12 protein-coding genes and 1 tRNA gene are annotated in these 10,625 nt (G+C 62.2%); 7 read left to right on the top strand and 6 right to left on the bottom strand.

The annotated features are described in order from the left end of the window. The 3 genes from ACTIE1_RS16410 to hisG all read left to right on the top strand — a co-directional run. Positions 1-479 (top strand): His/Gly/Thr/Pro-type tRNA ligase C-terminal domain-containing protein (locus tag ACTIE1_RS16410; RefSeq protein ID WP_439563495.1); only part of this gene is annotated, 479 nt, incomplete at its 5' end. After that, positions 476-1,543: an ATP phosphoribosyltransferase regulatory subunit gene (locus tag ACTIE1_RS16405; RefSeq protein WP_439559848.1), complete on the top strand. Its 1,068-nt coding sequence runs from the start codon at positions 476-478 to the stop codon at positions 1,541-1,543. The genes ACTIE1_RS16410 and ACTIE1_RS16405, both read left to right, overlap by 4 nt. Further along, entirely contained in the window at positions 1,540-2,253 is a 714-nt protein-coding gene (gene hisG, locus ACTIE1_RS16400) for an ATP phosphoribosyltransferase (RefSeq protein ID WP_439559847.1), read from the top strand. Before ACTIE1_RS16405 ends, hisG begins: the two co-directional genes overlap by 4 nt. Positions 2,254-2,288: 35 nt before the next feature. On the opposite strand, the gene ACTIE1_RS16395 is transcribed toward hisG, so the two are convergent. Next, positions 2,289-3,656: a cytochrome P450 gene (locus ACTIE1_RS16395; protein WP_439559846.1), complete on the bottom strand. Its 1,368-nt coding sequence runs from the start codon at positions 3,654-3,656 to the stop codon at positions 2,289-2,291. Continuing rightward, positions 3,653-4,894, bottom strand: a complete 1,242-nt coding sequence (locus ACTIE1_RS16390) for a hypothetical protein (protein ID WP_439559845.1) — start codon at positions 4,892-4,894, stop codon at positions 3,653-3,655. The genes ACTIE1_RS16395 and ACTIE1_RS16390 overlap by 4 nt, the downstream gene beginning before the upstream one ends. 175 nt (positions 4,895-5,069) lie before the next feature. Here ACTIE1_RS16390 and ACTIE1_RS16385 point away from each other — a divergent pair, with 175 nt between their 5' ends. Next, on the top strand, positions 5,070-5,624 hold the full coding sequence (locus ACTIE1_RS16385) for a thioredoxin family protein (RefSeq protein ID WP_439559844.1): 555 nt from the start codon (positions 5,070-5,072) through the stop codon (positions 5,622-5,624). A gap of 10 nt (positions 5,625-5,634) precedes the next feature. On the opposite strand, the gene ACTIE1_RS16380 is transcribed toward ACTIE1_RS16385, so the two are convergent. Next, positions 5,635-6,621, bottom strand: coding sequence for a 2-hydroxyacid dehydrogenase (locus ACTIE1_RS16380; protein WP_439559843.1), 987 nt, complete (start codon positions 6,619-6,621; stop codon positions 5,635-5,637). Positions 6,622-6,786: 165 nt separating this feature from the next. Between ACTIE1_RS16380 and ACTIE1_RS16375 the strand changes: the two genes are divergently transcribed. After that, entirely contained in the window at positions 6,787-7,275 is a 489-nt protein-coding gene (locus tag ACTIE1_RS16375) for an SH3 domain-containing protein (RefSeq protein WP_439559842.1), read from the top strand. 87 nt (positions 7,276-7,362) lie between these two features. On the opposite strand, the gene purN is transcribed toward ACTIE1_RS16375, so the two are convergent. Together purN and purM are read right to left on the bottom strand one after the other, a co-directional pair. Beyond that, positions 7,363-7,956 carry a phosphoribosylglycinamide formyltransferase gene (gene purN / locus ACTIE1_RS16370; protein ID WP_439559841.1) on the bottom strand — a complete coding sequence of 198 codons (594 nt, stop codon included), beginning with the start codon at positions 7,954-7,956 and terminating at the stop codon, positions 7,363-7,365. Then, complete coding sequence (purM, locus tag ACTIE1_RS16365) at positions 7,953-8,999, bottom strand: phosphoribosylformylglycinamidine cyclo-ligase (protein WP_439559840.1); 1,047 nt, start codon at positions 8,997-8,999, stop codon at positions 7,953-7,955. Before purM ends, purN begins: the two co-directional genes overlap by 4 nt. A 129-nt stretch (positions 9,000-9,128) precedes the next feature. Here purM and ACTIE1_RS16360 point away from each other — a divergent pair. After that, positions 9,129-9,205: transfer RNA gene (locus ACTIE1_RS16360), tRNA-Ile, on the top strand. A gap of 141 nt (positions 9,206-9,346) precedes the next feature. Here ACTIE1_RS16360 and ACTIE1_RS16355 read toward each other — a convergent pair. Next, a complete protein-coding gene (locus tag ACTIE1_RS16355) occupies positions 9,347-9,976 on the bottom strand; it encodes a hypothetical protein (RefSeq protein ID WP_439559839.1) in 630 nt (209 codons plus the stop codon). Positions 9,977-10,420: 444 nt separating this feature from the next. On the opposite strand from ACTIE1_RS16355, the gene ACTIE1_RS16350 reads away from it, so the two are divergent. After that, positions 10,421-10,625 (top strand): hypothetical protein (locus ACTIE1_RS16350; protein ID WP_439563494.1); only part of this gene is annotated, 205 nt, incomplete at its 3' end.

The following is a 10,625-nucleotide window of genomic DNA, read 5'->3' as shown; positions in this document are numbered from 1 at the left end:
CAGGCGGCGGGCGGTATGATGATCTGGTCAAGCGTTTTACCGGCCAGTCCGTGCCCGCAACCGGTGTCAGTATTGGCGTGGACCGCCTGCTGGCCGCCCTTGCCGCCAAGGGGCGGCTGGACACCACCGCGCAGGGGCCGGTTGTTGTAACCGTAATGGACCGCGACCGTATGGCCGATTATATGGGTATGGTGAATGATCTGCGCGCGGCAGGCATTCGCGCGGAAATGTATCTGGGCAATCCCAAAAACTTCGGCAACCAGTTGAAATATGCGGATAAACGCGGCAGCCCCATTGCCATTATCCAAGGCGGGGACGAAGCGGCCAAGGGCGTGGTGCAGATCAAGGACTTGATACTTGGTGCGAAGATCGCCCAGCAAGCTACTGTAGAAGAATGGAAATCCCAACCCGCGCAAGTTGAGGTGGGCCGCGACGATCTGGTCCGGGCCGTGCGCGATATTCTGGACCGCCACGGATGAGCGCCGCCCAATCCCTTGCCCAGACGCTTCTGGCGCAGATGCAGGATGCGGGCGCGCAACTGGTTACGGCCGATATCCTGCAACCTGCCGAAACGCTGCTGGACCTGTATGGCGAGGATATTCGCGCACGCGCCTATGTCACCCATGACCCCGCCCTTGGCGAAATGATGCTGCGGCCCGATTTTACCGTGCCGGTGGTGCAGGCGCATATGCAGGGCGGCGCGGAACCCGCGCGCTATTGCTATGCGGGGCCGGTGTTTCGCAAACAAGATCAAGGGCGTGCGCGCGAATACCTGCAAGTGGGGTATGAAGTCTTTGCGCGCGACAATGCCGCGCGCGCCGATGCCGAAGTGTTCGCGCATTTCGCGCAGCTTCTGTCCGGCTATGACCTGCGCCCTGTCACCGGCGATATCGGCATTCTGAAAGCCGCTGTTGCGGGGCTGGATACAAGCGCGCGGCGCAAGGCCGCCCTGATGCGGCATATCTGGCGGCCAAGGCGGTTCCGCGCGCTGCTGGAACGCATGGGCGGTCAGGGACCGCTTGCCGCGCCGCGCGCCGATCTGCTGCGCGCCCTGCAATCCGCCCCTGCGGCGCAGGCAGGGCCGGTCGTGGGGTTGCGCAGCCGCGACGAGATTGCCGCGCGCATTTCAGCCCTTTTGGAAGATGCCGCCACCCCGCCCTTGTCCGTCAGCCAGATCGCGGCAGTTGACGCTGTGTTGAACCTGCGCGGGGGCGCGCGCGATGTGGCGCGCGATTTGCGCGCGCAGGGCTGGGATGCGCTCGCGCCCGCGCTGGACCGGCTGGAGGCGCGACTGGACGCGTTGCACGATGCGGGCATTGACACCGCCGCCCTGCCGTTCGAGGCCAGCTTCGGGCGCACCACAATGGAATATTACGACGGTTTCGTTTTCGGCTTCATTTCCGACCGCGCGGATTTGCCGCCTGTGGCCACTGGCGGGCGCTATGATGCGCTGACGGCGGTGCTGGGGCAGGGGCGCGCCATTCCGGCGGTTGGGGGGGTGATCCGCCCGGACAGCCTGATTGCATTGGGGGGGCGCAGATGACGCTGAAACTGGGCGTGCCGTCCAAGGGGCGGTTGATGGACAAGACCTTTGAATGGTTTGCAACCCACGGCCTGACATTGAAGCGGACTGGCGCGGACCGTGAATATGCGGGCAGTGTCGCGGGGGTGGATGGCGTGGAACTGGTGTTGCTGTCGGCCAGCGAAATCCCGCGCGAACTGGCGGCGGGGCGCATTCATCTGGGGGTCACAGGGTCCGATCTGGTGCGCGAGACATTGGCTGACTGGCAGGCGCAGGTTGTCGAACTTGCCCCCATGGGCTTTGGCCATGCCGACCTGATTGTCGCGGTGCCCAAGGCCTGGGTTGATGTCGAAACGCTGGATGATCTGGATGCGGTGGCGGCCGCGTTTCGCGCGCGCCACGGGTTCCGGCTGCGCATTGCCACGAAATACCACCGGTTGGTGCGCGAGTATCTGCGCGCCCATGGGGTGGCTGATTACCAGCTTGTGGACAGTCAGGGCGCGACCGAAGGGACCATCAAGAACCTGACCGCAGAAGCGATTGCCGATATCACATCGACCGGCGAGACATTAAGTGCGAATCACCTGAAAATTCTGCGTGATCCGCCAGTGCATTGTTCGCAGGCCACGCTGTTTGCCAGCCGCGCGGCGAATTGGGACAATGCTGCGGATAGTCGCGCAACGCTTTTTGCGAAGCTGGGTGTGGGGGATGTCGCGGGGCTGGACGCGTAGGTTCGGGACGCGCGCGGCGGCCTTTGTTCCGCGCCTTATTCCCGCGCGCGCAGGTCCAGCCAGATCCCGTCGCGCGACCGCACCGTCATATGCGCCATGGGCACGGGCACGCGGTCTGGTATGGCGCGGAATTCCCATGTGCACAGCAATCGCGCCAGTATCAGGACAGCCTCGGCCATGGCAAAGCCTGCGCCTGTGCAGACACGCGGGCCGGTTGAAAACGGAATGAACCCGTCGCGGGCGTGGTGTTTGGTGGCGGGGTTTTGCCAGCGTTCGGGGCGGAACTCATGCGGGTCGGGCCAGATGTTTTCGTGTCGTCCCAGATGCCACGGGCTGACGATAACCTGCGCGCCGCGTGCCAGATGCCGTTCGCGAAAACACTCTGCCTGCGTTGTTTCGCGCACCAGCATAGGCACGGGTGGATACAGGCGCAGCGCCTCGCGGAAGGTGTCGCGGATCAGGGGCAGGCGTTTCAGCAGTCCGAATTCCGGCGCAGCGCCACTTGCAACATAGGGCGCAAGCGCCTGCGCTTCTTGCGCCAGACGGGTCTGCCAGTCGGGGTGGGTGGCAATCAGGTACAAACTCCATGCCAGCGCGGATGCACTGGTTTCATGCCCCGCAAGAAAGAAAATCGCGACCTGATCAACCATTTCTTCCGTGTCGAACTGGCTGCCCGTTTCAGGGTCACGGGTGGTCATGATCTTGGTGGCCAGATCGTCGGGCGCGGTGCCGGACCGAATGGCGTCCATGCGGTCGGTGGTCATTTGCGTGATCAGCGCGCGGATGCGTGCGGCCGTGGCCCGCGTCTGGCGGGGAAAGAAACGCGGCATCCATGAGGGCAGGGGCACAAGGGCTGCAAGGTTCAAAATGGGCGCGCTGCGCTGATGGGCGCGGAATGTATGATACACCTCGGTGGCGGTGCCATCGGCGATGGGCACGGAAAACAGCGTGCGAAAAATGACATCGGCGGCGGCGTGACTCATCTCCTCCTCAATCTCGGCCTGTCCGGTTTGCAGGCGGATGGCGGCGGCTTGTGCGGCGTCCCACATCGCGGGGAAGGTGTCGCGCAGCCGTCCCCCTTCAAACGCGGGGTCAATAATGCGGCGCTGGCGTGCCCATTCCGCGCCATTGGTCACAAAGACCGAATTGCCCAGCAGCAAGCGCAGCCCTTCGCGCACGCGGTCGGATTTCGGGAAATCGCGCGCGCGTTCTTGCAGCACCAGCCGCACCAGATCGGGCGTGTTGATCGTGACCGAATGCAGAAACGGCAGCTTCACTTCGGCCATTTTGGCGCGGTACAGGCGCGCGGGTTGGGTGGACAGGATATCGCGCCGGAACATGGCCAGATGGCGCCAGAATGGCACGCGGTCGGCGCGGTGGTGTGGCATGGGCGGGCGTGTCATTGCAGGCGGGCGCTTTGCGGCAGATAGCAGTCATAGGATACAGACGCAGACGGTTTACGGTCGCGAAACCGGTCTGCCAATGTCAGCGGGCCTGCGGTTATCAGGAAGTAATCGTAATCTTTCGGGGCATCGAACGCGCATAGATACTGGAAATGCAGCCGGAAATACCGGCGGCGCAATTTGCGGTAGGTTTCGGGAAGCAGGCTTTGGGTGAAGGCAGCGGAAATCACCAGGGGCCAGCGTTTGCCATTGGCCGGTGCCGCGCCGGAACTGGCGACCGGATCGCATAGTGCATAGCAACATCCGTCGCCGGGGGCCGTCACGTCCAGCCAGAACAGTTCGGAACGGGTGGATAAATAGCGCAGATCACGGCGCAGATCCTGCGCATCGGGCAGGTAGGATTGCATCGGTATTGCATGGCCCAGCGATACGAACCCCAGATCGGGCACGGTGCCAGTGGCATGGCCCGCGCGGATCAGCCGCGCCAGCACCGACACGCCCAGATGCACACCCGATGAATGGCCCACGACCAGAACTTCGTCCAGATCGGGATTTTTCAGCGCCGTTGCGATCAGGTCGGCAAATTCGTCCAGCCGCGTTTCCAGTTCCGGCGGGTTGCGGCCGCGGTGTTTGGCGGTAAACGCGAAATCCAGCAACAGGTAATGGACGAAGAACTTGCCATCAATCTTGCGAAACCCGTGCAGGATGGGCGCCACCACGCCCAGCCCCAGCACATAGGCCAGCCATTGGGGCAGCACATGCGCCAGCCCCCAACCCGCCAGCCCCGCCACAGCAAGCGCGGTTGCCAACTGGCCTAGCAGCATGATCACCGGATACATGGCCGCAATTCCCGGCCCCGCGCGCAGGCGGAACAGCCGGAACATGACACCGCCCGAAAAGTAGATCCACGCCGTGCGCAGCAACAGCACATAGGTGGACCAGATCCCCGCCTGCATGGAGGCGCGCACGATATCGGACCATTGCAGGATGAAAATTTGTGTTTCGGTATTGTGCCCGTCAACCGCCGCGCTGACCTGCCAGCCATAGGGGGCGTCTGTGGCGGGTTGGGGCTTCTGGCTGATCCGGTAGCCGGAAATTTCCGCCTGAAGGGCAGATTCGGTGCGGTATAACTCGCGGTAGCGGCGCGGCGGAAAAGGATCGTAGCCGGGAATATAGAACACATGGCGGCGGCGCACGCGGCTGCGTGGCTTGCTGTCCTGTCTTTGGGAATCGGCCATGTGACGTGCCCGTGTTGCCTGCTGGCTGCGATGATAGTCTTGAAAACGGGTAAAAATAAGCCCTGTCCTGCACATGATTATGGCCAAAGGCATATTGCGCGGCGCGGGTTGCAACCTGCAAAAGAACCCGCAAGACTGCAGGCAGACCCCAGACCCCATAGAACCGGAGGACAAAATGGCAGTTTCCCCACCTGTATGCGATTTCGGCTGGAAGGCACCCGATTTCAACCTGCCCGCCACTGACGGGCGTAGCTATGCCTTGACGGACATAATGGGGCCGAAGGGGGCGTTGGTCATGTTTATCTGCAACCATTGCTCCTATGTGCTGTCTGCGCTGGACCGTATTTTGCGCGATGCCCGTGATTTGCAGGCATTGGGCGTGGGTGTGGCCGCGATCTGTGCAAATGATGCGCAAACCTATCCGGCCGACAGTTTCCAGAAGATGGGCGAGCTGGCGCGCGAACACGCCTTTCCGTTCCCCTATCTGCATGATGACACCCAGAATGTTGCACGGGCATGGGGGGCGGAATGCACGCCCGATTTCTTCGGCCTGAATGCGGCGGGCGAATTGCAGTATCGCGGGCGGCTGGACGCGGCAGGACGCAAGCCCGCGCCCGAAGGGGCACGCCGCGACCTGTATGAAGCCATGGCGCAGATTGCACAAACCGGATCAGGCCCGCGCGATCAGGTGGCGTCCATCGGGTGTTCGATCAAATGGAAAGCGGCCTGAGGGCGCGGCCTTACAGCATGGATGGCAAAACCTGATCCGGCGGGCGGTGCCCGTCGGCGAAGGTCTTGATATTGATGATCACTTTCTCACCCATCTCGACACGGCCTTCCAATGTGGCCGACCCCATATGCGGCAACAGCACCACATTCGGCAATTCGCGCAGCCGCGGGTTGATGTCATGGCCGCGCTCGAACACATCCAGCCCCGCGCCCGCAATCTCGCCCGCGCGCAGGCCGCGCGTCAGCGCGTTCTCGTCAATCACCTCCCCGCGCGAGGTATTGATGATCACGGCGGTCGGTTTCAACAATTTCAGGCGGCGTGCATTCAACAGGTGAAAGGTTGACGGCGTGTGCGGGCAGTTGATGGAAATCACATCCATGCGCGCCACCATCTGGTCCAGACTTTCCCACCATGTGGCTTCCAGCTTTTCTTCAACCTCGGGGCGCAGGCGGCGGCGGTTGTGGTAATGGATCTGCATGCCAAAGGCCTGCGCGCGCCGTGCCACCGCCTGCCCAATGCGCCCCATACCCAGAATGCCCAGCCGCTTGCCGCCAATGCGCGTGCCCAGATTGGCCAGCGGGGACCAGCCGCGCCATGTGCCCCCCTGCATTTCCTGCAACCCCTGCGGTATCTTGCGGGTGACGGCCAGCATCAGTGCCAGCGCCATATCAGCGGTATCTTCGGTCAGAACACCGGGGGTGTTGGACACCAGAATGCCGCGCTGGCGGGCGGATTGCACATCAATATGGTCCACGCCTGCGCCAAAATTGGCAATCAGTTTCAGCCGCTCGCCCGCGCCGGCCATCAGGCTTGCGTCGATATCGTCGGTGATGGTGGGCACCAGCACATCGGTGCTGCGCATGGCCCGCGCCAACTCGTCGCGCGTCATGGGCGTGTCGTCATCGCGCAACGTGACGTCGAACAATTCCTTCAGGCGGGTTTCAACCACATCGGGCAGGCGTCGCGTTACGACAACACTCAGGCGTTGTGTGGGCATGTCTGCGTCTCACCTCTTTGCAAGTCGTTGGCTTTCTGGCAAAGTGCATTGATCTGGAACAGGCTGCAAGTCCGCATTGCACAATGTTACAGTGAAACAGCCAAATGATGGCATCAAGACGAGCGGTCACAGATCACGGGAAAACCCGGGCAGACAGGCAAAATGATGAAGATTGCAGTTCTTTTCGCAGCCGTATTGGCCGCGTCACCCGTTGTCGCAGTGGAAATCGAACGCGGGCCGGTCACGAACCTGCCATTGCCACGCTATGTGACGATGAAGGCCAGCGAAGGCAATGCGCGGCGCGGGCCTGATACATCCCACCGGATAGACTGGGTTTTTACCCGCCGCGACCTGCCCCTGCGTGTGACCGCTGAATACGAACACTGGCGCCGTGTCGAAGATGCCGAAGGGCAGGGTGGCTGGATGCATTACGCCTTGCTGTCGGGCGTGCGCTCGGTGCTGGTGCAGGGGGACATGGTGCAGATGCACAACTCACCTGACACCGGCGCAAGTGTTGCGGCGTTGCTGGAACGCGGCGTTATCGCCCATCTTCGCAGTTGTCAGATCGACTGGTGCCGTCTGGAGGTTGATAACGCGCGCGGCTGGGTCGAGAAGCGCCATATCTGGGGTGTTTTTCCGGATGAGGAATTCTAGAGAATACGTTGCGCAAAAGCGGGAACCGGTTGTAACCCCCGCAGAACCGCCGGTTTGTGTTTGGCCTGAAGGGGTGCCGCCTGTGCGCTACCGGATCGTCAGCAGGCTTCGGTCGCCCATGGCCACACGCCGCAGAACGGCCGGATACAGCTTGTGTTCCATCGGCAGAACCCGCGCCGCCAGTGTTTGCGCTGTATCATCCGGATAGACAGGCACGCGCGCCTGACCCAGAATCGGCCCGTCATCCAGTGCGGCTGTCACTTCATGCACAGTGCAGCCCGCCTCGGTGTCGCCTGCGTCAATCGCGCGGGCATGGGTGTTCAGACCCTTGTATTTCGGCAAAAGTGACGGGTGAATGTTCAGCATACGCCCTTCAAACTGTGCGACAAATTCCGGCGTCAGCACACGCATGAACCCCGCCAGCGCAATCAAATCCGGCTGTGCCTCCAGCAGCGGGCGCAGCAGCGCCCCCTCGAACGCGGCGCGGTCGCGGCCAAAGGGACGATGATCCACGGCGGCTGTGGAAATGCCCATGTCGCGCGCCTTGTCCAGACCGCTGGCGGCGGGGTCATTGGACAGCACCAGACAAGGGCGGGCAGGGTGCTCGCCTTGCATGGATTGCGCAAGCGCCACCATATTGGACCCCGACCCTGAAATCAGGATCGCAACGCGCAAGCTCATGCAAGTTGTCCGCTGTAACGTATTCCGGCCCCGTCCGTAACGGTGCCAATGCGCGCCACGCTTTCGCCCGACTGGCCCAGCAATTCGGTCAGCGCATCTGCATGCTCGGCGGCGACGACCAGCACCATGCCGATACCCGCGTTAAAGGTTTTCAGCATTTCACCTTGCGAAATGCCGCCGGATTGCGCCAGCCATGTGAACACTGGCGGCAGCGCCCAACTGCCCAGATCAATATCTGCCCCCAAACCGTCAGGCAGCACGCGCGGCAGGTTTTCCGTCAGCCCGCCGCCGGTGATATGGGCCAGCGCATGCACGCCGCCTGCACGAATGGCCGCAAGCGCGGGTTTGACATACAGCCGCGTGGGCGCCAGCAATTCCGCCCCAAGGCTGCCCGTGCCAAACGGGGCCGCGCTGTCCCAGCTCAGACCGGCGTGATCCACCACCTTGCGCACCAGACTGTAGCCATTGGAATGCACCCCGTCCGACGCCAGCCCCAACAACACATCGCCCGCGCCAACGCCTGCGGGCAATGCGCCGCCGCGTTCCATCGCGCCAACTGCAAAACCGGCCAGATCGAAATCCTTGGCGTCATACATGCCCGGCATCTCGGCGGTCTCGCCACCGATCAGCGCGCAGCCAGACGCCTGACAGCCCGCTGCAATGCCCGTGATGATGCGGGTCGCGTCGGCCACATCCAGCTTGCCCGTGGCGAAATAATCAAGGAAAAACAGGGGCTCTGCCCCCTGACACACCAGATCATTGACGCACATGGCAACAAGGTCCACGCCGATCGTGTCCAGATGTCCGGTGTCAATCGCGATGCGCAGCTTGGTGCCCACCCCGTCGGTTGCCGCGACCAGCACAGGGTCGCTATATCCGGCCGCTTTCAGGTCGAACAACGCCCCGAACCCGCCAAGGCCGGACATGACGCCTGCGCGCGCGGTTGCCTTGGCTGCGGGCTTGATGGCCTCGACCAAGGCATTGCCCGCATCAATATCGACACCGGCCTGGGCATAGCTTAGCCCGTTCTTTCCATCTGACATCCTTGCAGCCCTTCGCAGCCAAATATACTGATGCGCGCGATACCCGATTGTGCGGCGCAGGGCAACCGATCCGATATGCAATAGGGTGCTTGACCAGCGCTGACTTTGATCGTAGCAACGCGCTCAGGCGGGCCTGTAGCTCAATTGGTTAGAGCAGAGCGCTCATAACGCTTTGGTTGGGGGTTCGAGTCCCTCCGGGCCTACCACCCCCGCTGCATGATGCTGAAATAAAGCGACTATTTTCCGTTGGTCCCCTTTTTTCGATCCAGCGCCGAAATCGGTTCCCGTCTTCCCTTTCATGTCCGCCCCGTCTGGCGATGATGGCTATGCTTGCGGCGGCGGTTCAATCAGTCCGCTTCGTCATTGCACAAATATACGGTGCCACCGATGACCACCACACTGGCCGCAGCCCCGACCAGCACTGCAGGGGCGGATATTGCCGCCCCAAGGGTCGTACCCGCAGAGGTCAGCATGCCGGACAACGCCCCTGCATTCCCCGACAGGATCAACGCGCCGGAACTATGCGTCACCGCTGAAATCGAACTCGATAAAAATCCGGGGCCGTCGGCATCCTCGGCCTTCTGGCCAAGCCCCATCAGCGCCATGGCCTCCTGCTTGGTGGTGTTGACCAGCGCGCAGGTGCGGGATGGTTCCACACAGCGCCCCAGACTGTCACGCCGACCCTGCGCGGGCAGGGAATGGCTGCCGGTTTCCGGATCGTAATTCGCGCAGAAGACCTCGCGTTCCTGCGCACTCAGGTCCGGCATAAGATATGTGATGACAACAGCACCCGGACAGGTTTGCCCGCGACGCAGGAACCGTTCGCGCAGTGACGAGTATGTCGGATCATCACTGTTATAGAAAATCGTGACCGGCTCGCCCTCGATCACCGCTTCGCATTGCATGGGGGTGGCGTGACTGGCGCTGCCCAGCCCGATTGCCAGCGCAGCAAGGCGCAATATCTTGAATATACTCATCTTCCTGTTGCTCGCGTTGCCTGTGGATGCAGGTGTTTTGTTATGTGCCCCGCGCGACTGCGACCGTCCAGGAAGGGGGGGAACAGTCCGCTGCGCGCGCCACAGCAATTTGCCCTGCGCGCGGTTCTGTCAAGTCGCAACTTCGTGACGTATCGGGGGCAGGGCAGCCATTGGCACGATGCGGCCCGCAGGATCACGCCCTTTCGGGCATTCCCGAACGCGAACAGATTGCCAGTGAATGGCGGAGACGATGGGACACTACGCTAAGGGATCATTAAGCTATTGATTTGTTTGTTTTCAATGTGTTAGTTGACGCTGTAGACGGTCCTAATGACGGTCCCAAAGGCGGTCCCAATGGGTGCAAAGAAAGACACAAGGTATCTTGAGCGGTATAGGGGCGGGGGCTGGGGTGTAATCTATCCAGTGCCCCGTGCAGCGCGTGATGTGATAGGACGTGCGAAGCTGAAACGCTCGCTGCAAACAGATAGCCTTGAGGAAGCCAACAGGCGCAAGGGGCCTGTGGTGGCGGAATTTCAGGCACAGATAGACGCGGCGCTTGGTAAGACCCCTGACCTAGAGGGACTGGCGTTGCGCTTGAGGGTGCAGCGGTCCAGTGCCCCTGATGATGATACACCGGACGGGCGCGGCT

Origin of the sequence: Roseinatronobacter sp. (assembly GCF_051859525.1) — a bacterium.
In the GTDB taxonomy this organism is placed as follows: domain Bacteria; phylum Pseudomonadota; class Alphaproteobacteria; order Rhodobacterales; family Rhodobacteraceae; genus Roseinatronobacter.
The sequence above is the reverse complement of the archived record's forward strand: the minus strand, read 5'-3'. Positions and strand labels throughout refer to the sequence as shown.